Here is a 25,720-nt window from a genome sequence, read left to right on the forward strand (position 1 = left end):
AGTACGTATATTGCCCGCGGTCAACCGCGTCCTCGCTGTGGCCGTTGAAGCCGCAGCGAGGAGAAACGAATTTGCGTGTTCGCTTCAGTCCAGTTCGAGTGGCTGGTATTTGCCCGTGTGGTCGAGTTGCGTTCCCCAGACCTTGTGCATCGCCTGATGCTCGCCACGATTGAAGTTGATCGGAGCGCCAAGCCCAAGATCCAGATTGCGCGTGCTTTCGAGAGCCTCGACCAGGCGTTCGGTATCAACTTGGGGACCGCACCGTCTGATGGCATCGATCAGGATATTTGTTGCCAGATAGCCCTCGTAGGACACGTAGCTTGGCGTGGAGCCCGGGAAGTATTTCGCCAGCGCATTCTTATATTCGAGCACTTCGCTCGAATACCCCTCCACCGCAGGCACCGCCTGCGTCATGATGACGTTCTCGGTGAAGCGCGGCCCGAGCATCAGCAGTTCCTGCGAGAGCGCAGTGCCGTCGGCAACCGACATGCTTGCGTAGATCAAGCCAGGGAAATGATCGCGGGTCTTTTCGATGAATTTGGCCGCGGCGCGCGTCGTTGCCGTGATCACGACCGCCCGGATCGGCACCTTATGTTGTTTCAGGACGTTGACCGCTGCGTCGACGTCGACCGTGTTGCGATTATAGCTCAGCCGCAAAATGTTGGTGTCGTCATGCCCCAGTGCGCGGTACGCCTTGGTCATTCCAGCATACCCCTGTTCGCCGATCGCGTCGTTCTCGCCGAACGCCGCGATCTGGTTCGGCTTCAATCGGCGCACCTTCATCAGATAATGCACGACTGCGGATGCTTCTTCGACGAAGCTTGCGCGGTAGTTGAAAACATAGCGATCCGGTGGATCGTGGCGGGGCGCGGTGCCACCCGTGAACGGCGCATAAAGCAGTGCCTTCTGCTCGAGCGCGAACGGCACCGCGATCTCCGCATTTTGCGCGCCGATGTTGCCGAAGAAGCCGAACACCTGCTCCTTTTCGAGCAGCAGCTTCATCGCCGGAATGGTTCGTGACGGCTCGAATCCGTCGTCGGCCGGAATGAGCTTGAGGAGCCGTCCATTGACGCCGCCGGCATCGTTGACCTGAGCAAAAGCGAGGTCGATCCCCTGCCTGTAGCTCTGCCCGGTCTCCTTCGCGCCGCCGGAAAACGGAACCACGATGCCGAAGCGGATTTCCCGGCTGGTGACGCCGCGAACGTTGTCGGCGGGAAGCGTTTGGGTAGGCGCCACGGCGGCTGCGGCCGAGGAGGGCGATATGACATCGGCAAACGACGATGTCGGAGCTGGGGCCGCGACCGACCGCTCGAGATCGGCAAACTGACGGTCGGCGGTTCGACAGTCGAGCCTTCCGTTCGCGACCAATCCGCGCCCGTCTCCAATCGAGCGGTCAAACAGTTGAAGAAGATCAACGCGCGTTGCCTCGCTCGTCGACGAGTCTTTGATGACCGTCTGAAATTTGTCGATGATCGTCTGGACACGTGGACGGGCAGCGAACTGGCACGTCTGTGCGGCCCCGATCACCTGACCGAGCCGGGCCGCGAGTTCTCGCACCACGTTGACGTTGTCCGCCAGGGCCGGCACGGAGCTGCCGGCCAACACCGCGGCGAGGACGAGCGGTGTGCGGCATGATGTCAGACGTCGTCTATTCGAAGGCATCACAAGGAACCACCAACTCCGCATACTCACGCTCCCCTTACTAGGTTCTTCTACTGAACGCGTTCGTGCCCGCGTCCGCGCTGCATCGCGGGTGCGGACGTTGCATCACACCAGAGGTCCTGGATCTGTCTTCGGCATGCCACCGATACGCTATTTGGCATGCCAGCATGTCGCGTCCTTGAGCGGCTGAGCGCCGGCGCCACGCGCTCCGTCCAGTCGAGCAGAGAGCGTCGATCACGATGCGCAAACCCAGCATTGAAGAGGTGAAGAGAGCTCCCTGACTGCCGGCGGCATCACGAGGGTTCTGCACACCGCAATTGAGCTGACTCGCCGCACGATCAAGACCGGAGGTTCCACATACGAAGCATATCGATCAGATGATATATAACATCTCATCGAATCGAAACCGCCGTAACATCGTAAGGTGCGCAGGTATACATCTGCATCTTACTAACAATATCTTCAGTCGAGCACGCGGATCTGGAGCCTGCTTGTATAATTGCGTGAAAGGTGAAGGTGCGTCGCACGTAGAATCACGGATGCAATAATCATACTATTCAGAAAGCCGATGGCTTCGCCAAAGCGTCGCTGTGGTGTGTGACGCGGTTTGGTCATCTTGCACCTGTGGTCGTGCGAGGGCGCTCGGACAATCGGCCGCTTTTGCCGAGCAGAGATGATCGAAGCTCAGGGGCCTGCGCGGCATGCCACGCGACATCTTCGGCTACTCTGCCGCGCAAGATGGAGCGCGACCTGATCGCCGGTTACGAGAAGGATGTCGCCACGATGCTTGGCCTGCTGTCGCCGGCGAATGCCGAGATCGCGGTGGAATTCCTGTCGCTGCCGGACAAGATCCGCGACTACGGCCCGGTGAAGGACAAAGCGGTCCAGGACGCCAAGGTCCGCTACGCCCAGTTGGCTGCCGACTTGGCGAACCCGCCGCCCGCGCCGCGCCAGATGGCGGCGGAGTAGGGCGTGTAGGGTGGGCAAAGCGCCGCCACCGGCGGCGCGTGCCCACCGTCTGGCGACGTGATCGTAGCTCCATGGTGGGCACGTCGCGCCGCTTCGCGTCGCGCCTTTGCCCACCCTACGACATGCTCATGTCTCTGTGATATTCGACGCTAAGGTTCGTAGCAGGCGGGGATCATTGATGCGGCGCATGGGATGTTTGGCTGTGATGATGCTCATGGCGAGACTGCCTGCGAGCGCCCATGAGTTCTCGATGCAGGGCGTTGGCCCGGTCCGGCTCGGCATGACCGTCGCCCAGGCCGAGCGCGCGCTCAAGGCAAAGCTAGGGCCAGTTTTGCCGCCATTCGCGAGGGATTGCTACGTCACCGGTCGGGCGGACGGGAGAGACAAAGCGCTGTCCTACGTCATCGTCAATGGACGGATCGTGATCGTGACCGTGTTTCTCCGCGACTATGCGAAGCCGGATCCGGCCGTCGTCGATGCGAACGGCATTGGCGTGGGCGCGACGGAGGCGGACGTTCGCCGCGGATATCCACAAGTCAGGAAGGAGCTGTCGCCCGACTTCCGTGGCATCAGTCCGGAGCAGGCCCAGGAATTCGCACGCGACCGCGCCCGCCACGGGGTCACCGAGCCGGAGCCGCCGCCGCATTATTGGATGATCGTAGAGGGAGGCGATGGCAAGCGCGCCATCGTCTTCGAGACGCAGGATGGCAAAGTTCTTTCCTTCAGCGTTGGGCTCAAGCCTGAGGTTCTGCTCAACGAGAATTGCATCTGACGGTGCCCGTCGGGCAGATTTAGCTTTACGAATTTCAGAATTTGTGTTTTACTCCCGGCATCCCGTCTCATCGGAAGGGGCGTTGCGCGCGATCGTCACGACACGCGGGGCGGGGAGCGATGGCCGCGAGGAAGCCGCAGCGTAGCTTGCTACGCGGACGAACGGTTTCGCGTGGACGTGAAGTCGCAGCGTGCTGGCACCCCGAAGCTGGTGTCACGTTCGTGACGGCGTTTGCGCGCCGCGCGGGCAATGGTGGCCAACAAGCCGGCGCACCAGGCAGACTGCGTATAAACGTAAACCCGTCGCGAAGGGAAGGCCGGGTGTTCTCGGCTGCACCTGTGGTACCTGCCGCCTGCATTTTTTCTCGCAGGCGGGCCGCAGGCGTCAGCCGACGCCTGGCCTTCCCTGCGCCCTCCGACTTGATGAGGGTGAAAGAGATCCGCATGACTCGGGCAGAGATGTCGCGGGAACGCGCGCTCACGCGTAGTTCGATATCAGCTCGCTCGCGCCACACCATCGGTGTCGTCCCGGGCTTGACCCGGGACCCATAAACACCGGCGGGTGTGAGAATGCGCGCCGGTCGGCCATCGGGTCTAACAAGATCCGCCGGTGGGTATGGGTCCCGGGTCAAGCCCCATAGGCGCTAAAATAGGCTTGCGACGAAGAATCAGTTGTGATTCCAACATGGAATGAGACGTGATGGGCTTGTGAACCAAGATTGGACGAGCCTAGTGGCCCGGCTTGGCGGGCCACAGGCTCTGGACCATACGGCGCGCGAGACGAGAGCTTTCGTGCGGCCGCGAGAGATCCGCAATGCAGTCGATCTGCTGCGATTAATTTTGGCCTATTGCCTCGGGGAGCGAGGACTGCGGTTGACTGCGGCCTGGGCGACGTCGGTGGGCTTGGTCGACGTCTCCAACGTGGCTCTGCTCTATCGCTTGCGCCAGTGCGGGGATTGGTTGGCGCTGCTGGTGGGGCAGGTCCTTGCCTCCGCAGCTCCCCGGAGGAGCCAAGGTCGTCTGATCCGTATCATCGATGCGACCACGGTGCCGAAGAAGGGCCGGCAGGAGAAGACCAAGAACGAGGTCTGGCGCATTCACAGCGCCTTCGATCTTCCGGGTGAGCGTTTTGGCCACTTTGAGCTGACCGATCAGCATGAGGGTGAGACGCTTGATCGGGTGCCAGCGGTACCAGGCGAGATCCGAATTGCCGATCGGGCCTATCTACAGCCCGAGCGTATGGCAAATTTGATCCAGGCTGGTGCTGACTTCGTCATCCGGGCTGGTTGGAAGGGCGCGCGCTGGCGCGATTGTGCAGGCCGTGCGCTCAAGCTCGTGACCGAACTGCGCAAAGCCGCAAAATGCGGTCTGATCGATCGCCCGATTTGGATCAAGCCCAGGCGGGGCGCACCTCTTGCCTTGCGCCTGGTTGCAATCAAGAAGCCCCAGGACGCTGCGGCCGCAGCGCGCCGCAAAGCAAAGTTAGCCGCGAGGAAGGGAGGTCATACGCTCTCCAAACAGACACTCGAAGCTGCCGACTGGGTTATCCTGGTGACCTCACTTGCTCCGGATGACTTCCCGACGGAAGATGTCCTCGCTCTCTACCGCCTGCGTTGGCGCATTGAGTTGGGCTTCAAGCGGCTGAAGAGTGTGATCGGCCTCAAGGGACCACCTGGCGCCGACGAGCGGTCCGCCAGACCTCACATTCTCGCGCATCTCCTCATCATCCTTCTGCTCGAGCCGCTCGTAGACGAACTCGAGGACTCTCCCCGCTCGGCTCAGGCCGCTTAACGCGTCCGGGCGGCTGGCGATTGCTGCGGCAACTCATTGCCTCATTGTTACAAGCCATTATCCCGCAGCCCACAATCACCCGCCTTCGCCGCTCTAGAGCCCCTCTTCGCCGCCACCTCCGCGAGGCACCGAGAAGAAAACGTCGCTATCAAACGATGCTAAAACTATCTTAGCGCCTATGGGGTCAAGCCCGGGACGACGGCTGAGTGCGAGGCGGCACCGGTGGCCATCTCCATCGTGCGGAATATTTTCCGCGCTTGCCAAGCCTCCTGCAACGGTCCAGAAAATCTCCAACCATCGGGCAGGACACGACAGGAAGCGGAGACGGAATTGACCATCAAGGGCAAGGCCTACATTGCCGGGATCTATGAGCATCCGACCCGGCACGCACCGGACAAATCAACCGCGCAACTGCATGCCGAGGTCGCTAAGGGCGCGCTGGAGGATGCCGGGCTCAGCGCGAAGGATGTCGACGGCTACTTCTGCGCCGGCGATGCGCCGGGCGGCGCCTGGCCGATGGTCGATTATCTCGGCCTGAAGGTGCGGCACATCGACTCCACCGAGACCGGCGGCTGCTCCTATCTCATCCATGTCGGCCACGCCGCCGAGGCCATCGCCGCCGGCAAATGCTCGATCGCGCTGATCACGCTCGCCGGCAAGCCGCGCACCGGCCCGATGCCGCCGCGCGCCGCCGGCGCCGAGGCCGATTTCGAAGCCGCCTACGGCGCGACCACGCACAACGCCTACGGCATGTGCGCCATGCGCCACATGCACGACTACGGCACCACGTCCGAGCAGCTCGCCTGGATCAAGGTCGCCGCCTCGCATCACGCGCAGTACAATCCGCATGCGATGCTCAAGGAGGTCGTGACGGTCGAGGATGTCTTGAACTCGCCGATGATCTCCGATCCCTTGCATCGCATGGATTGCTGCGTCGTGACCGACGGCGGCGGCGCGCTGATCGTCACCACGCCGGAGATCGCCAAGAGCCTGAAGAAGCCGCTGGTGCGCCTGATCGGTCATGGCGAGGCCATGAAGGGCCCGCGCGGCGGCAAGGATCTCGACCTGACTTATTCGGCGGGCGTGTGGTCCGGCCCGCGCGCCTTCGAGGAAGCAGGCATCACGCCGAAGGACATCAAATACGCCTCGATCTATGACAGCTTCACCATCACCGTGCTGATGCAGCTCGAGGATCTCGGCTTCTGCAAGAAAGGCGAGGGCGGCAAGTTCGTCGCCGACGGCAACCTCATCTCCGGCGTCGGCAAGCTGCCGTTCAACACCGATGGCGGCGGCCTGTGCAGCAACCATCCCGTCAACCGCGGCGGCATGACCAAGGTGATCGAGGCCGTGCGCCAGCTGCGCGGCGAAGCCCATCCCAAGGTGCAGGTGCAAAACTGCGATCTCGCCATTGCCCATGGCACCGGTGGCCTGCTCGGCGTGCGTCACGCCGCCTCGACCTGCATTCTGGAGCGCGTCTGATGTCTGAAGCGAAGAAGCTGCCAGCCCCCGTCACCAATCCCGAGACCAAGGCGTTCTGGGACGCGGCCTCCGAGGGCAAGTTCCTGATCAAGCGCTGCACCGCCTGCGGCGAGGCGCATTACTTCCCGCGCTCGATCTGCCCGTTCTGCTTCTCCGACCAGACGGTGTGGGAGCAGAGCGCGGGCGAGGGCGAGATCTATACGTTCTCCATCATGCGCAAGTCGCCGACGGGACCGTATGCGATCGGGTATGTGACCTTGAAGGAGGGCCCGTCGTTGCAGACGAACTTCATCGACTGTGATTTCGATCAACTGAAGATCGGCCAGAAGGTGAAGGTGGTGTTCAAGCCCACCGACGGCGCGCCGCTGCCGTTCTTCACGCCGGTGTAGGCGAGGCCTTCGATGTATCCGCGCGTCATTGCGAGCGCAGCGAAGCAATCCAGGGTGATTTCCACGACTCTGGATTGCTTCGTCGCTTCGCTCCTCGCAATGACGAAGGCGTGGCTGTTGCTACGCGAAAGGTGCACCCTCTCCCCTTGCGGGAGAGGGTGGTAGTTCAGGCGATGCGAAGCAACGCCTGGACTACCGGGTGAGGGGTATCTCTCCGCACGGGCAGTGTCTCTGTGGAGGCATACCCCTCACCCGCGCGAAATTGACGCTGATAGCTGTGTAGCCCTCTCCCGCAAGGGGAGAGGGCGCAGCAATGGGCGCCGGAAAAAGTACGTAGGGTGGGCAAAGGCGCGGAGCGCCGTGCCCACCGTTTGACGAAGAGAAAGGCGGTGGGCACGCTTCGCTTTGCCCACCCTACGAAGAACGAATGCGGGGAGGCGAAATGCCGATCAATTACGATGAGCTGATGGCGATGAAGGCGATCGGGCAGCCTTATGCCTACACCGATCGCGAAGTGATGCTGTACGCTTACGGCATCGGCATGGGCGCCGATCCGATGGACGAGCGCGAGCTCGCCTTCGTCAACGAGGCGACCGCAGAGCCGCGGCCACTTAAAGTGGTGCCGACCTTTGCGTCCGTGGCGGCATGGGGCGCAGGCCCCGGCGACATGAAGCTGAACCGCGTGCTGGTCGTCGACGGCGAGCGCGACATCACCTTCCACAAGCCGCTCGCAGTCGCCGCGAAGATCACGGCCGACTCCTCCGTGCTCGCCGTGTCCGACAAGGGCAAGGACAAGGGGGGGGTCATCCGCCACCAGACGATTTTGCGGGACGAGAGCGGGGCGCCGCTGGCGACGCTCGTCGCCTCCCGCTTCGCCCGCGGCGATGGCGGCTTCGGCGGTCCCTCCGGCGGAATCCCGGAGCCGCATCCGGTGCCCTCGCGGGCCCCGGACCGCAGCGTCGAGATCTCGACCCGTCCCGATCAGGCGCTGATCTATCGCCTGTGCGGCGACCGCAACCCGCTGCACTCCGATCCCGAGTTCGCCCGCCGCGCCGGCTTCCCGCGGCCGATCCTGCACGGCATGTGCACCTACGGCCTGACCTGCCGCGCCGTGCTCCAGACCTATGCGGACTACGATGCGTCAGCCTTCAAGCAACATGCGGCGCGGTTCTCCTCGCCTGTATTTCCGGGTGAGACCGTGACGGTCGATCTGTGGAAGGAGGGCAACGTGATCTCGTTCGAAGCGCGCGTGAAGGACCGCAACGTCACCGTCATCAAGAACGGCAAGACGTTGCTCAGTTAGTAAGGCGGCCACCGGCCGTCGGCTCCCTCTCCCCGTTCTTCACGGGGAGAGGGTGGGGTGAAGGGCAGCCACAACCACCGGACTCGCGGAGAGTCCCCCTCACCCGGATTGCATCTAGCGATGCAATCCGACCTCTCCCCGCCCTAGCGAAGCTTCGCTTCGCCCTGGCGGGGAGAGGTGAAGTTGCAGCAACGCTACTGAAAAAGGCGAAGCGCGGAGGACACACCATGGGACTGCTCGACGGCAAGGTGGCGCTGATCACCGGCGCAGGTGGTGGCCTCGGCGAGGCCTACGCGAAACTGTTCGCGCGCGAGGGCGCGGCGGTCGTGGTCAACGACCTCGGCGGCCCGCGCGATGGCTCCGGCTCGGACTTGTCGATGGCCGAGCAGGTGGTGGCCGCGATCAAGGCCGAGGGTGGCCGCGCGGTCGCCAACGGCGCTGACATCTCCACCATGGCCGGCGGACAGTCGGTGTTCGATGACGCCATCCGCCATTTCGGCCGCGCCGACATCCTGGTCAACAATGCCGGCATCCTGCGCGACCAGACCTTCGCGAAGTCCAGCGAGGCCGACTGGGACAAGGTGATCCAGGTCCACCTCAAGGGCACGTTCTGCTGCACCCTGCCGGTGTTCCGCTGGATGCGCGACAATGGCGGCGGCGTCATCGTCAACACCTCCTCGACCTCGGGCCTGATCGGCAATTTCGGCCAGTCCAACTATGGCGCGGCCAAGGGCGGTATCTGGGGCCTGTCCAACGTGCTGGCGATCGAGGGCCGCAAGTACAACATCCGGGTCTGGACGCTGGCGCCGGGCGCGCTGACCCGCATGACCGCCGACCTGCCGCGCTACAAGGAGAACCCGGGCGCAGCGCTGACGCCCGAGGGCATCGCGCCGGCCGTGCTCTACATGGTTAGCTCCCTCTCGGGCGATCAGACGGGGAAGGTGCTCGGCGTCTCCGGTCCGCGTGGGGTGCGCGAGTTGCGCATGATGGAAATGGACGGCTGGAAGCCGCCATCCTCGGCCTGGAAGGCGGAGGACATCGCTGAACATGCAGGGGAGATATTCTTTTCGGAGGACGAGATTCGAAAGTCCGCGCGGCGGTTTTGATGTATGTCTGGCCTCGTCCCGGGCGCCCGCCGAAGCTCTGAAAGCGAGGCCAGGAAGAGGTTCCGGAATTCAGAACGATGATCGGCCCCATGAAGTCCGCGCCTGCGCCGGGCAGCGCCCTTCCGGAACGACGCCAGAGAGATTGGAGACCAGACGATGAAGCTCACCGCCGCCGCCAAAGGCACCTTCGCGATCGCGCCGACGCCGTTCCACGATGACGGCCGCATCGACGAGGCCTCGATCGACCGCCTGGTCGACTTCTACGCCGAGGCAGGCTGCGACGGCATCACCGTGCTCGGCATCATGGGCGAGGCGCCGAAGCTGGATGCGGCCGAATCCGCCGAGGTGGCGATCCGCTTCGTCAAGCGCGCGAAGACGATGCAGATCATCGTCGGCGTGTCGTCGCCGGGCTTCGCGACCATGCGCGCGCTGGCCCGCGCCACGATGGATGCGGGCGCGGCCGGCGTGATGATCGCGCCGCCGCCGAGCCTGCGTACCGACGACCAGATATCAGGCTATTTCAAGCAGGCCCAGGAAGCGATCGGCGAGGACATTCCCTGGGTGCTGCAGGACTATCCGCTGACCCAGCAGGTCCAGTTCACGCCGGCCGTGATCCGCAAGATCGTCATGGACAGCCCGTCCTGCGTGATGCTCAAGCACGAGGACTGGCCGGGCCTGGAAAAGATCTCCGCGCTGCGCGGCTTCCAGAAGGACGGCTCGCTCAAGCCGCTGTCGATCCTGTGCGGCAATGGCGGCCTGTTCCTCGATTTCGAGATGGAGCGCGGCGCCGACGGCGCGATGACCGGCTACGCCTTCCCGGAAATGCTGGTCGACGTCGTCAAGCTGTCGCAGGCGGGAAAACGCGATGCCGCGCATGATTTGTTCGACGCGCATCTGCCGCTGGTGCGCTACGAGCAGCAGCCCGGCGCAGGCCTCGCCGTGCGCAAATACGTGCTGCAGAAGCGCGGCGCGATCGCCTCCGCCGCGCAGCGCAAGCCGGCGTCCGGCATCAGTGCCGCCGCGAAGGCCGAGGTCGACTATCTCTTGTCGCGCGTCGCCCGCTACGACGCCCGCGCTAACCTGTAACCCAGAGCCACCGCCGCGGAGTAACCATGGCTGACGCTGCCGCCGTTCGTCCCGCTTCCACCGTGCTGCTGCTGCGCGACAGCGCAGCGGCCCGGGAGATCGAACTGTTCATGATGGTGCGCCACCATCAGATCGAGTTCAATTCGGGCGCCCTGGTGTTTCCGGGCGGCAGCGTCGACAAGGGCGATCGCGAGATCGCCGGCAATCCCGAGCTCTACGCCGGCGATCACGGGCTCGATGCGGAGGCGCTCGGCTTCCGCATTGCGGGCGTGCGGGAGACGTTCGAGGAGAGCGGCATCCTGCTGGCGCGCCGCAAGGGCGCGCAGGCCCTGATCGAGGCGGAGGCCGCGCGCGCCATCGAGGCAGAGCATCGTCTCGCTTTGTGCGAGAGCAAGATCAGTTTCCGAGAGGTGATCGAGGCCCATGGCCTGGTGCTGGCGCTCGATGCCCTCGTGCCGTACGCGCATTGGATCACGCCCGAGGGCATGCCGAAGCGCTTCGACACCTGGTTCTTCCTGGCCGCTGCGCCGCCGGACCAGCTCGGCGCCCATGACGGCCGGGAATCGACCGACTCGATCTGGGTGTCGCCGCGCGAGGCGCTCGCGGGCGGCGAGGATGGTCGCTTCAAGCTGCCATTTCCGACCACGCGCAACCTGATCCGGCTCGGCAAGCAGCCGGCGGTGGCGGACGCGCTGGCCGCGGCGCGGGACATGGATATCGTGACGGTGATGCCGGTCATGACCAAGACCGCCGATGGCGGCCGCGAGCTGCGCATTCCGCGCGAGGCCGGCTATGATGGCGAGGTGTTCGCGTTCAGTGCGGCCGGTTAACCGCACAGACTATTTTTCGTCGGGCGGTGCCGCCCGGGTGCAAGTTGTTTCTGATTTGTTCTAGTTGCCGCACGGCGGCTCGTATATACTGCGGTTCCGACCATCGGATCCCATGAGTAAAAACGTCGATTTCGGCCTCGCTTGTGATCGCCTCCGATCCCTCACGATCGGACGGATGATCTTTGGCAGCTTTTTGCTGCTGCTCGCCGTCATCACCGCCACCAGCATGGCGAGCGTGATCGCCATCCGTCACATCGACTCCACCTTTGCCGAGCTGCAGCGGCTTCAAGGCGTCGGCGATCTCGCCGAGGAGATCGATCAGCGCATGAACGAGCTGCGGCTCGCGGCGCGCGATTTCGTCACCGATCCCGCCTCGCGCTCGGATCGCGTGATGGAGGCGGCCACCGAGCTCAGCGCGCTCCTGAAGAAGACGCGGCTCCAACTGGCGCCGGAGCAGCAGGCGACCATCGACGGCGTCTCGCAGCGGCTGACGAATTATCGCGAGGGCATCGACCGGATCAGTGCGCTGATCGCGCAGCGCGCCGAGCTGCTGTCCGGTCTGCCGGCGGCGCGCGAGGGCTTTGAGGCCGCGATCGCCGGCGTCACCGATCGCGGCACCGCGCGAGCCTTGTTCCAGGTGCAGAACCAGGTGGGAGCGGCGCTGCTGGCGCGTGATCCGGCCGGTGCGGAGCAGGCGGCCCGCAGCATGCGCGCGCTGCCGATCGAGGATGCCAATTTGCGGGCGGCCGTGGACCGCTATGCCCAGGCGATCATCGCGATCTCCGGCACCGAGGACGAGATCGGCCGGCTCGACAAGGAGGTGCTCGGCATCGAGGGCCGGCTGATCGGCCGCGTCACCGAGCTGTTGCGCGCGCTGAGCGCCAGCCAGGGCAAGGTGCTGTCGCGCGACTTCGCGCGCACGCTCGCGGAAACCAAGTGGCAGAGCATCATCTTCGGCACGTCGGGCGTGCTGATCGGCATCTTCGCGGCCTGGTTCGTGGTGCGTCGGACGGTGAAGCCGCTGGCCTCGATCGCGCGCTCGATCCGGGCGCTTGCAGCCGGCGAGAAGGCGGCCTCGATCCCGCAGACCGACGTCCAGAACGAGATCGGCGACATCGCGCGCGCCGCCGAAGTGTTCCGGCAGACCTTGCAGGACGCCGATGCCGCGCGCGAGGCGGCGGTGCGTGCGCTGGCCGAGCAGCGGCTTGCGGAAGAGAGCTATCGCAAGCTGTTCGAAGCCTCGATCGACGGCATCTATGTGACCACCCCGAGCGGACTCGTGCTCAACGCCAATCCGGCGCTCGCGCGTATCATGGGCTACGAGTCCCCGAGCGAGCTGATCCAGGGCGTCAACGACATCGCCGATACGATCTATGTTCATCCGCTGGCGCGCGAGCGCTATCAGCGGCTGATGCGGCGCGACGGCATGGTGCGCGAGTTCGAATATCAGGTGCGCCGGCGCAATGGCGAGATCCGCTGGCTGTCGGACAGCGCCACCGTGGTGCGCGACGAGAGCGGCGAGGTGGTGCGCTACGAAGGCGTCGTCCGCGACATCACCGATCAGAAGCGCGCGGAAGATGCGATCGCCGAGGGGCGACGCCTGCTGCAGCAGGTCATCGATACCGTGCCGGCGGTGATCAACGTGAAGGATCGCGAGCTGCGCTATGTGCTGATGAACCGCTACATGGCTGGCATCTTCAACGTCGAGCCCGAGGACGCGCTGGGGCGCACCACGGGCGAGCTGATGTCGCGCTATGGCGCGAGCAAGACCGATTCCAACGACAAGCGTGTGCTCGCGACGAAGGACGGACTGGGCTTCTACGAGGAAGAATATCTGGATTCCAGCAACGTCATGCGGCAATGGCTGGTCAACAAGCTGCCGCTGCTCGATGCCGACGGCGAGGTCGACAAGATCGTCACCGTGGCGCTCGACATCGGCGAGCGCAAGAAGAGCGAGCACGAGATGCGCAAGGCGAAGGAGGCGGCAGAGACCGCGCTCCGGAACCTGCGCGAGACCCAGGCCTCGCTGATCGAGGCGGAAAAGCTCGCCGCGCTCGGCCGCATGGTCGCAGGCGTCGCGCATGAGGTCAACAATCCCGTCGGCATCAGCCTGACGGTGGCCTCCGCGCTCGAGCGCAAGACCGATCTGTTCAGCGAGGCGGTGACGCGCGGTGAGCTCCGGCGCTCGAGCCTCAACGAGTTCATCGAGACCAGCCGCAACGCGGCGGCGCAGCTGGTCGCCAACCTCAATCGCGCGGCCGAGCTGATCCAGTCGTTCAAGCAGGTCGCGGCGGATCGCAACTACTCCGACCAGCGCAGCTTCGATCTGGCCGATCTCACCGAGCAGGTCGTGATGAGCCTGCGCCCGGGCGTGCGCCGACAGAACCTCACGATCAATGTCGATTGCCAGCCCAATCTGGTGATGAACAGCTATCCCGGTCCCTATGGCCAGGTGCTGACCAATCTGTTCCTCAATGCCGTCGCCCACGCGTTTCCGGACGGCCGTGGCGGAACGATCGAGATCCGCGCGCGCGAGTCCGGGCGCGACAATGTCGAGATCATCTTTTCCGACAATGGCTGCGGCATGTCGCTCGACGTCCGCCGCCGCGCCTTCGACCCGTTCTTCACGACGCGGCGCGACCAGGGCGGCACAGGGCTCGGCCTGCACATCGTCTACAACATCGTCACCAACAGGCTCGGCGGCCGGCTCGATCTCGACTCCGAGCCGGGGGCGGGGACGCGCATCCAGATCATCCTGCCGCGCACCGCTCCGCTGGAGCAGGCGGCCGAGTAGTTTGACGGACTGAACACGCTTGTGGCTGAACCACGTCGATCCACGGATTGACTCTCACGAAGCCGCGATCGAATCGAAATCTGGCCCGGTTGATGCATCGCCCTCCGCGCACCCTGGGGTGGTGCAGGAGCCAGATGGAAATGAGCAAATGGATCGTGTCCCGCGGCCATGCGCCGCATCGCGCTGATTGTTCGGCTGTCAGTCCCACCGGTTCGAGGCGGCAGGAATCCGGACGCTGGAAGCCTCCCATCCAGGTCACGGGCGCCGCGCTGCTGATCGCGCTTGCTGCGCCGACCCAGGCGCGCGACCGCGGTCAATGGGCGAACTCATCGCCGGAGATCAAGGCGTGGTTCGACGGCCTGCGCAGCGGCAAGGGCCCGTGCTGCTCGGATGCCGACGGCAGTGCCGTCAGTGACGTCGATTGGGAGAGCAAAGACGGCCACTACCGTGTCCGCATCGAAGGCGAATGGCTCGACGTTCCCGACGATGCCGTGATCACCGAGCCCAATCGCGTCGGCCGCACGATGGTCTGGCCGATGCGCGGCTATCAGGGCCTCTCGATCCGCTGCTTCATGCCGGGCAGCATGACGTAGCTGAATGCGAGGTCGCTCAGGCGTATTTCTTGTCGCGCTCGAGCAGCTCGATTGAGATGCCCTCCGGCCCGCGGATGAAGCAGACGCGCACACCGGGGCGGATCGTGGTCGGCTCGGTCGTGAAGGTGACGCCCTTGGCCTTCAGCTCGGCCGCCGCGGCGTCGATGTCCTTCACGGTGAGGCCGAAATGATCCAGGCCCTGGTGGGGCGTGACGGGCGGCGCATTCACGCCGTCGCCGGGCTCGACCTTGGCGATGAACACGCTGGCGCCGCCGAGCTTGACGTCGATGCGGCCGGGATTGCGGACGATCTCGCCGCCGAGAATCTCGTGAAGCCAGTTGGCGGTGGCTTCCGGATCAGGGCTGCGCAGATGAATGTGATCCCAGGTGACATTCAACATCGTCTTAGAGCTTTCCAAAGAGTGAACCGTGGCCGAAGCGGCGGCGTTACTGACACTGCGGCAATGACGCGCATGTCTACCGGCTCGTTGCCGCGAGCACCAGTCCGGCCATTGAACCGGTATCTGAGCATGCCCTCCAATTGTCGGCTTTGCATGAAACCGTGTCGATGTTTGCCGAAGGAAGCGAGTGGGCAGCCGATGGTGCAGACATGAATGCGGGTCTCTCTCGTTTGCTGAGGCGCAAGCCTGGCGCTCCGCCTGCGCGCGGACGGGGGGACGCGCATATTCCCTTGGCGACGGCTTCGTTGGGGCTCGGGGCGCTCGCGCTCGTCGTGTTCGGCGCGGTCGGCTGGCTGATCATGTCAGGTGACGAGGGCGATCTCGTCGACGGCAGCCTCGCGCGGCTCACATTGGATGGTTCGAGCCGACAATATCAGGACGATGAGGACGGCACGGAGCCGTCGCGCGGGTTCTCCTCGGTGGTGCCCGGGATGTCCAGCGGATCCGGCGCGGATCTCGCCTCGTCATCCGCAGTCAGCGCGGTTCCGAGCCTCATGGACGCCAATGCGAGCCTCGCGCCCGCGATGCCGGGGCCGTCCGTGAGGCTCGATCATGTCGTCCTGTCCGGTCTGCGCATCAGTTCCCAATCCTGGCGGCGCGGCGGACTGGGATCGAAGGCGCTGGTCACCTTCACCTTGCGAAACACCAATAGTTTCGCGATCAAGGACGTCGAGATCAGCTGCGCCTTCAGCCGGCGCGACGGCACCCAGGTCACCGAGCGCCGCCGGGTCGTTTCGGGCGAAATCCGGCCCCAGAGCCGCCGGACCTTCGCCTCGGTGCACGTCGGATTTGTCAACGTTAATGCCAGCTCGGCGAAATGCGCGCTGGTTGCAGCGACGAAAATCTAATTATGTCGCGCTAGTTTCTCGCGGTCCTTGAACCGGATCGGTCGCCTCGGGAACATACTGTCATTGTCATCCGTTAGGTGGATGGTCGGCTCGGGGTGGGCCGACGGAGCGGTAAATTATGCCTATCTTGCGCTACTTTCTGTTTGTCGGCGGTGCCTTGTTTGCGTTGCTGGTCCTCGCGGATGCCATGCTTCCCAGCGTGCCGCTGCCGGCGAGCCTCACATCGGCCTCGGACCTTCCTCCCGTGCGGATCCAGTCGGCGCGCAAATGGCCCGAGCGGATCGTGATGGATACGTCGATTGCACCTCCGGCGCCGGTCGTGGTCGCAAAGACGGAGCAGGCCGCCCCGGTGGCCACAGCGGAGCTGCCGAAGACGGAAGCCTCCAAGACAAGTGCCAGGGATGCCTATGCGCAGATGGGCACGGCGGCGACCAGCCCGTCGTCTGCGACGCCGAAGACGGTCGAACGGCCTCACACGACGAAGCTGTCAGAGGCCAGCGCGAGAGCCTCGGACACGAAGAAGCGGAAGAGCGCCAAGGCGTCTCCTCCCGGGCGACCCATGATTCTGGTCGCGCAGCAGCCGCATTTTGGCCTGTTCGGCTCGACCTGGTAGCATCCTGTGCGCGGCGGCTGCCGCCAGACTGCCTTGATCTTGCGCAAAGTGCGCTCCCTCCGGAGCGCCTAGCGTCACCTCAATGGGACCCGGGGCGTGTTGCCCGGGCACCCACGGAGACGCTGCATGACCACCACCCCGCCCAACCTCTCGATCTCGCCGGAGAAGGTCGCCTTCGTTGTCACGAAGGTGCATCAATATGAAATGGAAGTGGCCGAGCCGGAGCTGCTGGCAGATCTGACCGACGATGATTCTGCTCCCGGGACGGGTGGACGCGGCGCGACGACGGACCGTTCCGAGCTTGTCAGCTTCATCAGGGGCCTGAACGTCGACGAGCAAATCGATCTGGTCGCGTTGATGTGGCTGGGCCGCGGCGACGGCTCGCTCGAGAATTGGGATGAGCTGCGCGCGCAGGCCGCGCAAGCCCACAACAACCGCACGGCCACCTATCTGATCGAGACGCCGATGCTTGGCGACTATCTCGAGGAGGCGCTGTCCGAATTCGGTCTCTCCTTGGAAGATTTTGAAGAAAGCCTCTAGCGCGCGATCGGCGTTGCCTCCGCTGCGATGCCGACGGCCTGGACGATGAGTTGAAGTTTCCCGGCCTTCATTGGCGGGGACTTCCGTTCGACCCTGCGTTGGGGTCACGAAGATGGAGTTGGCTCATGGACAAGATGAAGGTCGGAACCGGTGATTGGATCGTCGTTTGCGATGGCCGCAAAGCGCTGATCCTCGAGAACGTCGGCGATAGCATGTTTCCGAACCTGCACACCAAGGAGGTGCATGAGCATGAGAACGAGCGGACGAGCGCCCAGGGCTCGGACGCGCCCGGCTCGGTGCAGCAGTCGTTCGGTCACGCGCGAAGCTCGGTCGAGCAGACGGATTGGCATGATCAGGCCGAGCGCGCCTTTCTCAAGCAGATCGCCGACCGATTGCACCATGCTGTCCTGTCGGGGGAGACGAAGGCCCTGACGATGGTGGCCTCGCCGCGCGCGCTCGGAATGCTCCGCGCCGACTACTCCGAGGCCGTGCGAAAAGTTCTCCACGGCGAGGTCCACAAGGATCTGGTCAAGCTGCCGGTCTACGAGATCGAGAAGCAGCTGCTGGCCTGAGCCGCGTGCTGATCGAGGTGAATGCCAATGATCTCGCTCGCACCCCAGAGTGTTGCGGGCGGGATCAATGCGCGTTCTCGAGCGAGGACGTGGTTTCCGGCGCCTCCGGCACCAGGCTCGCGTCGCGATGCACAGTGCCTTTTTCGACGATCTCGTAGCCGCAGTCGTCCAGCCAGGCCATGAGGCGGTCGGCCATGGCATAGTCCCAGGTCGGGTAGGAACGGGCGATGGCTTGGCGCGGTGTGAGCTTGCGAGACATTCGTCCTCCTTCGGCTCTCATCTGGTCACGCCGGCCAACGGTCAGGTCGCCAGCGTTGCTCTTGTTGAACCCCGGAGGGGACGGCCCGTTCCTGGGCCTCGCGTGCAAGACAGCCGACGTCGAGCGCGGTCGTCGCGATGGGTGTCAGCAAACGTTGGCGACCTGCGGCTGCAACTCGTCCGCCGGGAGAGCTGCGGAATCCAGCTCCGGCCTCTTTTCGACGATCTCGTACCCGCAATGGTCGAGCCATGCGATGAGACGGTCGGCCATCGCATAGTCCCAGCTGGGATACGATCTGGCGATAACTTCGCGTGCAGTGAGTTTCCGAGCCATGGTGTCGACCTTTTTGAGCGCTCGCCCCAATCCGCCCGAAGCTGTCGCCACTTCGCGGTGGAAATCGGTTGTTTTCGTTACGTTTGATGTCGAGATATGACTTTTACCTTTCGGCGCCGCCCAGCCTCCGCCCTCTCTCTCGAATATGGTGAAAACCTTCTGGCCGCACCGTTCATTTCGGCGGGCCCGTGTGGCATCGTCGTGTAAAGAACGAGGCGGGTTCGTGATCGGGAGCGCGGTGTTTCGTCACAGCCGCGTACGGCTCCTTCGAACGGCGCGCGCGTAGCGGCTCCGCTGGAGACGGCACCGGTCGCCTGCTGCGGGAACGGAGGCGGTCGATCGAGGTTTTCAGCCGGGACTTCCCGCAGCGTCCCCCGTCTAGCGGCTGGGTAGAAAATGGAGCGAAGCAATGAGGATCGTATATGCCGTGTTGCTCATCACCCTTGCGACCTCAGCAGAGCGCGCGCTCGCCAACGAGTCCTGCGGTCCGGGCTGTCACCTCGCCCCCAATGGCGGCTGTGTGGTGAATGGCTGGGAGGTGGGAGCGCCCGTGTGGAACGAGTGTCCGGCTGGGGCGCGGCCGAAGCCGCCATGCGGCGCAGCATTCAAGTGGAGCCGGCAAGCCAAGGCCTGCATCATGAAATGAGATCGCGGCGCCGACAAAATCGTCGCTGAAGCAAGGCCGATCGGAGATTTGCCGCGCAGAGCCGTGGCTCGAATGCGGGCTCGGCCCCAGAGGCTGTTCGCGGCTACAGGGTCTGGATGTCCAGCGTGAACAGTCGCTGCTCGCCGGTATTTTCCGAATGAGCCAGCACCTGCTCCAGCAACTCGATCACGGCCGTCGCCCGGGCGCCGTCATTGGTATCGTCGAAACGCGTGGCGGCGAGGACCGAGCCGTTGACTTCACATACTGCCTTGATCTGAACAATCACCTGTTGGCTCCCATGCTCCGAGGTCGGATGCCGGAGAGACTGGCGGCAATCGTGTTAAATGCGCGCAAAATGTTTCGAATAAATCGGAGGTATCAGTCCACCTGACGGATTGATGCGACGTCGGCGCGAGGGCCATTGTTCGAGCTCAGCTCGCTTTGGCTTGGATCACCTCGCGCGGCGCGCTGGTCCCCAACGCGCGCCGGATCCACGCTCGCGCGGGAGCCTCGATCAGCATGTAGGTGACCAAGGCGACCGCCGTCGCGATGGCAACGAACAGGGGCAGCCGCAGCGCCAGCTCCAAAACGCCGGGTTGGTCGGACTTGCCGATCATCGCCAGCCGGATCAGGAAGGGGTGCAGCAGGTAAATCGAATAGCTGCATTCGCCGCCGATGATCAAAGCGCGGGATGACAGCCAGCGGGCTCGGCCGTAACGGCTGGCAGCGACGCAGAGGATCGAGAACGCAGTGATCTCGATCAGCCGCACGGTGAGCTCGATCGAGAACGACAGGCCGGGCAGGCGCGGTTGCATGAACAGCAGCACGGGAGCGCAGGCCAAGCCCGCGAGCGACAGCCAGAACAGCGCGGCTACGGAGCGAAGCTCTGCAGGACCGGGCTCCGCGAGGGTACGATTCTGGTAGATCATGGCGGCGAAGCACCCGGCCAGAAACTGCGCGATGTGCAGGTAGGGTGCGTAATAGGTGAGCCATTGCATTCCGTCGCGCTGGAGACTCGGCACGACAGCTTGAAGGACAGTCTGGCCGATCGTGAAGAACGCTGCAATCGTCAGCGCGAAGGCGAGGATGTTCGCGATGGTAAGCCATATCATGCTCGACAAGCGTTCGACGCCGGCCAGCAGGAAGCACACGAACGGAAACAGCAGATAGAAGAACAGCTCGACGCTGATCGACCAGAGATGCTGCAACGACGGGACGACGGCGACGAGCATCTTGCCGTTCTGCACCGGAAACCAGGCTTGCGTCATCGTCAGGATGAAGCCGAGAGAGGGGGCCGAGAGCCCTCGGGCGATCATGAGGTAGGCGACGATGGCGAGGACCACCACGGCATACATCGGATAGAGGCGCGCAAAGCGTGCGATCGCGAACTCGCGCAGGGCGCCTGCCACCGGCTGCGTCTGGAAACGCCGGGCGTAATTGAGCCAGAGGACGAAGCCGCTCAGCACGAAAAACATGGTCATCCCGATGCTGCTGACCTGCGCGATCAGCTCCGCCGGCCAGCCGTACCCCAGCGACGGTGCGCCGTGCCCGATAGCCACCGTCGCAGCGGCGACAAACCGCAGGCCTGTCAGAGAGCCGATGAAACGCTGATCATTCACGGGGAGACGTCGTCCGGGCATTCTGGATTCGGGCACAATCTGACTTGAGACAAATCAAAGGATAGATCGTTTTTTCTTGCATTTATCAACAAGCTTCTTGCTCAAGCTGGTGCGCCGAACAAAGCGGGGAGGGCGGGTTTGCTGCTCGTCAATCGATCGGTCGCCACCGATAGCCACATCTTCTGAAAGCGATCAGCCAGCAGGGCGCAGCCCCTCGCTCGTCCGCTGGTATCATGGATCGCACCATTTGGGCCAGCCACAGGCGCATCCGGCACGAAAGCGCCACGACGTTCCCCTGTGATCTTTCGGACCTTTGGCGCCGCTTGCAGCTGGTGCAGACCGGTGAGATCGCGGGCTATCTCAGCCTTCTGCGCAACGACAAGCATGAGGTGCAGCCGCCTGTCATGCCGCAGTTCTGACCCGTGGTCGTCACCTTGCGTGTGCTGATCTTCACGAGGGAACGGGAAGCGTGAAGTTGAATGTCGTCCCTCCGTCGGGATTGGACTCGCACCAGATCTTCCCATTGTGACGGTCGACGATCTTCCGGCATGTCGCGAGGCCGAGGCCGGTGCCCTCGAACTCGTCCCGGCCGTGCAATCGCTTGAACGGCTCGAAGATCTGCTGGTGAAATTCCGGAGCGATGCCGATGCCGTTGTCGCGAACCCCGATCCGCCAAATGTCCGCTTTCTCCGGCGTGGCGGACACGTGCAAGGCCGGGGCGGTGGCCTTGCAATATTTGATGCCGTTTCCGATCAGGTTCTGCAGGAGCTGTGTCAGCAGTGGTGCATGGCCAAAGACGATCGGAAGGTCGCCACGCGTCACCTTCGCCCCTCGGTTGCTGATGATCTGTCCCAGATTGGAGAGCGTGTCCTCCACCACCAGATTCATGTCCACCGGCTCGAAGACCACATGAGCGTCCGACTTTGTGTATTCGTGAAGGGTGTCGAGCAAAGCGACCATGCGCTCGCCGAGGTTGACCATGCGTCCGCAGTAGTCGCTGATCTTGGCCGGGTCGGCATTGCCCGACTTGACGGCATGGCTGATGATCGATGCAAATCCGCGGATCGAGGAAATCGGCGATTTCAGATCATGGACGAGGACGTCGGCGAACCGTTCCAGCTCCTCGCGCTGCTGATCCAGCGCGAGCTGCATGGCTGCCTTTTTGCGCGCATAGCGGAGAATCCGACCGATGGATCGCTCGTTGATGTGCTCCTTCGCGATATAATCCGACGCGCCACGCTTCATCGCCTCGGTCGCGATGGTCGCGTCGCCCTGGCCCGTCGCCATGACGATGAACATCCCCGGAGCCCTCCGGTGCAGGGCTTCCACGCCATCGAGCCCGTCGCGTCCCGGCAGCCGATAGTCGACGACCGCCACATCGAAGGATTGCCGCTCGCAGGTGGCCAGCGCCATGTCGATGCTGTCGGTCTCGACGCATTCGCATGAGATCCCCGCACGCTTCAGCGCGCGCATGACGTTCTTGCGGTCTGCGTCGTCATCGTCCGTGATCAGGATCGTCATGGCATCATTGGCGGCATGTAGCTGGCTCATGGAAACTCCACGATCCGCCAATAGCCCTGCATCAACTCGACGAGCTTCTGAAAATTCTCGCCGACGCGCTCCTTGAGGATGTACCCAGCGACATTGAGGTTATAGGAGGCAAGCTTGTCCTCGTCCCGGCTCGAGGTCGTCAGCATGAACACGATGCTGCGCTTCAAGCCCTCGTCCAGCCGGATTTCTCTGACGAACTCGATGCCGGTCATGCGCGGCATGTTGATGTCGACGAGCAGGATGTAGGGCGAGCTCAGCTTCGTCTTTCCATTCGTGCCGCGCAAGATGTCGAGCGCATCGGCGCCGTCGCTTGCTCTCAGCAGCGGATTGATGATCCTGGCGGATTTGAATGCGCGTTGCACGGATCTGGCGTCGCCTTCGTCGTCGTCGACGAGCAGGATCGTCACATCGCGCGCCCGTTCGGCGTGGGCGGTCATCGCTTCCTGTCCTTCGCCGCGTTAGGAGTGAGGAGAGTGAAATAGAACGTCGTGCCCTCACCGACGGTGGATTCGAGGAGGATCGATCCGCCGGAGAGCTCGATCTGTTTGCGTACGATGGCGAGACCCATGCCACTGCCTTCGACCTGGTCGCGCGGTCTCAGGGTCTGAAACATCTTGAAGATCCTGTCATGGAACTGAGCCGGAATGCCGGGACCGTCATCCTTGACGGCAAAAGCGTGATGCGACCCCCGATCGACCACGGAAATCTCGATGCGACCAGCCGCTTTGTCATGGTGCTTGATGGCATTGCCGATCAGGTTCATCATGATCTGCTGCAAGGGCATGCGAAAGACCTGGATCGAGCCGAACGCGGGGTCCACAATCACCTCGAAGCCATCCGGCGGCATCATCAGGGCAAGCACGTTGTCCATGAGCTCGGCGCCGGAAATGATTTCGCTGCCGGCGGCCTCGCGGCCGATGCGGCAGAATTCCAGGAGATCATCGAGAAGTTTCTCGAGCCGTCGCACGCGGCCGCGCAGGAGCTGCATGCTCACCAGGTTTTCGCCGGTCAGGTGCGGCGCAAGATCCTCCTCGAGCCATTTCGAAGCATTGTCGATGACCCGCAGCGGCGCCTTGAGGTCATGCGACGCCGCATAGGCAAAATCGTCGAGCTCCTTGTTCGCGGCTTCGAGCTCGGCGGTGCGTTGCGCGACCTGTTGCTCGAGCCTCTCGTTGAACTGACGGCGTTCCTCCTCGGCCAGCTTCCGGTGCGTGATATCGACGATTGCGCCGAGGACCATGAGGCCCTCGTCCGTGTTGATCGGCGTGAGGCTGATCTCGATGGGAAACTCGCTGCCATCCTTGCGCCGGCCATAGACTTCGCGCCCTGGGCCCATCGCTCGTTGCAACGACTCTCTGAGGGGCGCACTGGCGAAGTACCGGTCGATGTGGGCCTGATGCTTGTCTCGTTCGGCGGCCGGCATCAGAAGTTCGACGCGCTGCCGGAGCAATTCGTTGCTTCCGTAGCCGAACAGCCGTTCGGTCTGCCGGTTCACCAGCGAAATCAGCCCGGAGCGATCGATCATGATCATCGCGGTCGGGGTCGACTCGACCACGAGACGAAATCGCTCCTCCGCGGCCTTGCGCGCTGATATGTCTCTGAGTGCGCCGACGATCCCGGTCGTCTCTCCCGAAGCCGGATCCCTGATCGATCTCATCACGGCTTCGAGCCAGATCCAGCGGCCGTTGCGATCGTGGGCGCGGATGGAAATCGAGCTCTGCTCGACCTCGTCGGCCAGCAGCGAATTGAGCGCCGTCTGCAATTGCTCGACGTCCTCGGGATGGATCGGGCCATACGGCTGCTGGCCAATCAGCTCGCTTTCGTCCACCCCAAGGATGTCCCGAGATGCCGGAGAGACATAGCGGAGGCGAAGGTCGCGATCGAGCTGGATGATCAGGTCCGAGCTGTTATCGGCCAGGATGCGATACCGCGCTTCGCTCTCCTTGATCATGCGCTGTGCTTCGCGCATCTCCGTAATGTCGGTGATGAGCACGAACAAGCCGAGCACGTCTCCGCTGGCGTCGCAATGCGGAATGTAGTTGGTCCAGGTGTTGCGGATGCTTCCATCCGCCCGGTTGAGCATGCGTTCGTAGTTTTGCCGCTGGCCCGACAGGGCGGCCTGGATATGCGGCTCGGCCTCGGCGAGCAGGGTCTCGTCCAGCAGCGACGTGATGTGGCAACCGACGAGCTCCTCTGGGGAGCGGCCGAACCATTCCTCATAGGCCGAGTTTGCGAAGCGGCATCGAAGGTCGCGGTCCCAATATGCGATGACGCTCGGGACGGCATCGATGATGGTCTTGAGCTCCGCCGTTCTGGCGGCGACCTGTTGCTCGAGGGAGACGTTGCTCTTCCGAAAGTGGTCCTCCACCCGTTTTTGCCGGCTGATGTCGCGCTCGATGATCGATGCGCCGATGATCGTGCCATCGCGCCGCCGGATCGGGATCGCCCTGATCGACACATCGATCGCGGTGCCGTCCTTGCGCAAACGCCGCGTCTCCAGATTGTCGATCTGCCGTCCCTGTCTTACCTGATCAAGGATATAGTCGTCATGGATCAGCTGCTCGGGCGGAATGTGGATGCGGATGCTGCGGCCAATGACCTCGTTCGGTCGGAATTGGAAGAGACGCTCGGCCGCGGCGTTCCAGGACAGGATCGTGCCCGAGATGTCCTTGGCGACGATCGCGTCCTCCGATGAGTCGAGGAGGGCGTCGGCGATCGCGGCCTTCTCTTCGAGCTCGGCCTTCGCCTTTTCCAGCTCGCGGTGGCTGTTGCAGAGAATTCCGTTGATTTGCGAGCAGAGCGAGGTGGGATCGAAGGGCTTCGCGATGACCCCTGCGACACCGACGCGCCGAAGGTCGTCCAGGTCCTTTGTGCTCGTGGCGGCCGTGACATAGATGACGGGAGTGCCGGCGGTCTGCGGTCGCTCCCGTAAGCGCGCCAGCGTCGTGGGGCCGTCCATGCCTGGCATGTTGTGGTCGAGCAGGATGAGGTCAGGTGCCCATTTTGCGGTTGCCGCAAGGGCCTCCTCGCCGGAGGCGCAACTACGCACATTGAAATTCGAGTCGAATGCGATGGCCGTGCCGACGATCTCCCGGGCGTCGGCGTCGTCGTCGACATGCAATACGTCGACTGAGCGCATCTGGAATTGCACATTCATGTCGATGTCGACCAACATCCAGTGATGAAAGTGAATACGCTGTCCATCGGATCAAGTGCCGACGATAACTCACAACTAATAGATGACGGGCATAAAGGGTCAGTTTCGGTGATGTGCGTAATACTACCTAAAGGTTGAAACATAAACGATTGCAGCGCGAATATAAACAGGCAAGTGGAACCTGATGCTGTCCGGGGAGCAGTCGTCGGCGGTGATATCCGGAATTTTGCGGAGTTCGTTGTGCGATCTGTGCGACAACGATCGGTTGAGAGAGGCACGGTGACCTAGGGCCGGATCGTGACGGTATTGGGTGCTTGGCCCTTATCGAGCCTTGGCTCTGAATTCTGCG

General features: G+C 63.5%; 25 protein-coding genes and 2 pseudogenes. 17 read left to right on the plus strand and 10 right to left on the minus strand.

The genetic code is table 11. The annotated features are described in order from the left end of the window. Nucleotides 1-84: 84 nt before the first annotated feature. Nucleotides 85-1,605, minus strand: coding sequence for an ABC transporter substrate-binding protein (locus tag ACVILH_RS22115; protein ID WP_456717047.1), 1,521 nt, complete (start codon nt 1,603-1,605; stop codon nt 85-87). 734 nt (nt 1,606-2,339) lie between these two features. Between ACVILH_RS22115 and ACVILH_RS22120 the strand changes: the two are divergent. The 11 genes and pseudogenes from ACVILH_RS22120 to ACVILH_RS22170 form a co-directional block, all read left to right on the plus strand. Then, nucleotides 2,340-2,631: pseudogene (locus ACVILH_RS22120) on the plus strand (DUF6537 domain-containing protein); the annotation flags it as partial. A 178-nt stretch (nt 2,632-2,809) separates the two neighbouring features. Next, on the plus strand, nt 2,810-3,403 hold the full coding sequence (locus tag ACVILH_RS22125; RefSeq protein WP_456714769.1) for a hypothetical protein: 594 nt from the start codon (nt 2,810-2,812) through the stop codon (nt 3,401-3,403). A 689-nt stretch (nt 3,404-4,092) separates the two neighbouring features. Beyond that, nucleotides 4,093-5,193 carry an IS4 family transposase gene (locus ACVILH_RS22130; RefSeq protein ID WP_456714770.1) on the plus strand — a complete coding sequence of 367 codons (1,101 nt, stop codon included), beginning with the start codon at nt 4,093-4,095 and terminating at the stop codon, nt 5,191-5,193. A gap of 330 nt (nt 5,194-5,523) precedes the next feature. Continuing rightward, nucleotides 5,524-6,672, plus strand: a complete 1,149-nt coding sequence (locus tag ACVILH_RS22135; RefSeq protein WP_456714771.1) for a thiolase domain-containing protein — start codon at nt 5,524-5,526, stop codon at nt 6,670-6,672. Continuing rightward, on the plus strand, nt 6,672-7,061 hold the full coding sequence (locus ACVILH_RS22140) for a Zn-ribbon domain-containing OB-fold protein (RefSeq protein ID WP_456714772.1): 390 nt from the start codon (nt 6,672-6,674) through the stop codon (nt 7,059-7,061). Before ACVILH_RS22135 ends, ACVILH_RS22140 begins: the two co-directional genes overlap by 1 nt. Before the next feature lie 442 nt (nt 7,062-7,503). Then, nucleotides 7,504-8,364 (plus strand): MaoC/PaaZ C-terminal domain-containing protein, encoded by an 861-nt coding sequence (locus ACVILH_RS22145; protein ID WP_456714773.1) that lies wholly within the window; start codon nt 7,504-7,506, stop codon nt 8,362-8,364. 227 nt (nt 8,365-8,591) lie between these two features. Then, nucleotides 8,592-9,470: an SDR family oxidoreductase gene (locus tag ACVILH_RS22150; protein ID WP_456714774.1), complete on the plus strand. Its 879-nt coding sequence runs from the start codon at nt 8,592-8,594 to the stop codon at nt 9,468-9,470. A gap of 156 nt (nt 9,471-9,626) precedes the next feature. Next, entirely contained in the window at nt 9,627-10,556 is a 930-nt protein-coding gene (locus ACVILH_RS22155; protein WP_456714775.1) for a dihydrodipicolinate synthase family protein, read from the plus strand. A 26-nt stretch (nt 10,557-10,582) separates the two neighbouring features. Next, nucleotides 10,583-11,386, plus strand: a complete 804-nt coding sequence (locus ACVILH_RS22160; RefSeq protein WP_456714776.1) for an NUDIX hydrolase — start codon at nt 10,583-10,585, stop codon at nt 11,384-11,386. A 112-nt stretch (nt 11,387-11,498) separates the two neighbouring features. Continuing rightward, a complete protein-coding gene (locus ACVILH_RS22165) occupies nt 11,499-14,180 on the plus strand; it encodes a PAS domain-containing protein (RefSeq protein WP_456714777.1) in 2,682 nt (893 codons plus the stop codon). A gap of 140 nt (nt 14,181-14,320) precedes the next feature. Next, nucleotides 14,321-14,773 carry a hypothetical protein gene (locus ACVILH_RS22170; protein ID WP_456714778.1) on the plus strand — a complete coding sequence of 151 codons (453 nt, stop codon included), beginning with the start codon at nt 14,321-14,323 and terminating at the stop codon, nt 14,771-14,773. Nucleotides 14,774-14,789: 16 nt separating this feature from the next. Here ACVILH_RS22170 and ACVILH_RS22175 read toward each other — a convergent pair whose 3' ends face one another. Continuing rightward, nucleotides 14,790-15,173: a VOC family protein gene (locus ACVILH_RS22175; protein WP_456714779.1), complete on the minus strand. Its 384-nt coding sequence runs from the start codon at nt 15,171-15,173 to the stop codon at nt 14,790-14,792. A gap of 290 nt (nt 15,174-15,463) precedes the next feature. On the opposite strand from ACVILH_RS22175, the gene ACVILH_RS22180 reads away from it, so the two are divergent. From ACVILH_RS22180 to ACVILH_RS22195, 4 genes are all read left to right on the plus strand, one after another. Next, nucleotides 15,464-16,081 (plus strand): hypothetical protein, encoded by a 618-nt coding sequence (locus ACVILH_RS22180; RefSeq protein ID WP_456714780.1) that lies wholly within the window; start codon nt 15,464-15,466, stop codon nt 16,079-16,081. 118 nt (nt 16,082-16,199) lie between these two features. After that, nucleotides 16,200-16,694, plus strand: coding sequence for a hypothetical protein (locus tag ACVILH_RS22185; protein WP_456714781.1), 495 nt, complete (start codon nt 16,200-16,202; stop codon nt 16,692-16,694). A 126-nt stretch (nt 16,695-16,820) separates the two neighbouring features. Beyond that, nucleotides 16,821-17,234, plus strand: coding sequence for a DUF3775 domain-containing protein (locus tag ACVILH_RS22190; protein ID WP_456714782.1), 414 nt, complete (start codon nt 16,821-16,823; stop codon nt 17,232-17,234). A gap of 125 nt (nt 17,235-17,359) precedes the next feature. Beyond that, nucleotides 17,360-17,806, plus strand: a complete 447-nt coding sequence (locus ACVILH_RS22195; RefSeq protein WP_456714783.1) for a host attachment protein — start codon at nt 17,360-17,362, stop codon at nt 17,804-17,806. Nucleotides 17,807-17,870: 64 nt separating this feature from the next. Here ACVILH_RS22195 and ACVILH_RS22200 read toward each other — a convergent pair whose 3' ends face one another. Together ACVILH_RS22200 and ACVILH_RS22205 are read right to left on the minus strand one after the other, a co-directional pair. Next, on the minus strand, nt 17,871-18,065 hold the full coding sequence (locus ACVILH_RS22200) for a hypothetical protein (protein WP_456714784.1): 195 nt from the start codon (nt 18,063-18,065) through the stop codon (nt 17,871-17,873). 144 nt (nt 18,066-18,209) lie between these two features. Next, complete coding sequence (locus ACVILH_RS22205) at nt 18,210-18,335, minus strand: hypothetical protein (RefSeq protein WP_456714785.1); 126 nt, start codon at nt 18,333-18,335, stop codon at nt 18,210-18,212. Nucleotides 18,336-18,807: 472 nt separating this feature from the next. On the opposite strand from ACVILH_RS22205, the gene ACVILH_RS22210 reads away from it, so the two are divergent. Further along, nucleotides 18,808-19,044 (plus strand): GCG_CRPN prefix-to-repeats domain-containing protein, encoded by a 237-nt coding sequence (locus ACVILH_RS22210; RefSeq protein WP_456714786.1) that lies wholly within the window; start codon nt 18,808-18,810, stop codon nt 19,042-19,044. 103 nt (nt 19,045-19,147) lie between these two features. Here the strand turns inward: ACVILH_RS22210 and ACVILH_RS22215 are convergent, their stop codons facing one another. Then, the gene (locus tag ACVILH_RS22215) at nt 19,148-19,330 is read right to left on the minus strand and encodes a hypothetical protein (RefSeq protein WP_456714787.1); all 183 of its coding nucleotides are present in this window, start codon (nt 19,328-19,330) and stop codon (nt 19,148-19,150) included. A gap of 145 nt (nt 19,331-19,475) precedes the next feature. After that, nucleotides 19,476-20,663 (minus strand): acyltransferase family protein, encoded by a 1,188-nt coding sequence (locus tag ACVILH_RS22220; RefSeq protein ID WP_456714788.1) that lies wholly within the window; start codon nt 20,661-20,663, stop codon nt 19,476-19,478. 233 nt (nt 20,664-20,896) lie between these two features. Here ACVILH_RS22220 and ACVILH_RS22225 point away from each other — a divergent pair, with 233 nt between their 5' ends. Continuing rightward, nucleotides 20,897-21,082 carry a hypothetical protein gene (locus ACVILH_RS22225; protein ID WP_456714789.1) on the plus strand — a complete coding sequence of 62 codons (186 nt, stop codon included), beginning with the start codon at nt 20,897-20,899 and terminating at the stop codon, nt 21,080-21,082. Between the two features lie 31 nt (nt 21,083-21,113). Here ACVILH_RS22225 and ACVILH_RS22230 read toward each other — a convergent pair whose 3' ends face one another. From ACVILH_RS22230 to ACVILH_RS22245, 4 genes and pseudogenes are all read right to left on the minus strand, one after another. After that, nucleotides 21,114-22,214, minus strand: a complete 1,101-nt coding sequence (locus ACVILH_RS22230; protein WP_456714790.1) for a sensor histidine kinase — start codon at nt 22,212-22,214, stop codon at nt 21,114-21,116. Continuing rightward, entirely contained in the window at nt 22,211-22,651 is a 441-nt protein-coding gene (locus tag ACVILH_RS22235; protein WP_456714791.1) for a response regulator, read from the minus strand. Before ACVILH_RS22235 ends, ACVILH_RS22230 begins: the two co-directional genes overlap by 4 nt. Beyond that, nucleotides 22,648-24,207, minus strand: coding sequence for a sensor histidine kinase (locus ACVILH_RS22240; protein WP_456717048.1), 1,560 nt, complete (start codon nt 24,205-24,207; stop codon nt 22,648-22,650). The genes ACVILH_RS22235 and ACVILH_RS22240 overlap by 4 nt, the downstream gene beginning before the upstream one ends. A 15-nt stretch (nt 24,208-24,222) precedes the next feature. After that, nucleotides 24,223-25,389: pseudogene (locus ACVILH_RS22245) on the minus strand (PAS domain S-box protein); the annotation flags it as partial. Between the last annotated feature and the right edge of the window lie 331 nt (nt 25,390-25,720).

It is taken from the genome of Bradyrhizobium sp. USDA 4353, assembly GCF_054063215.1.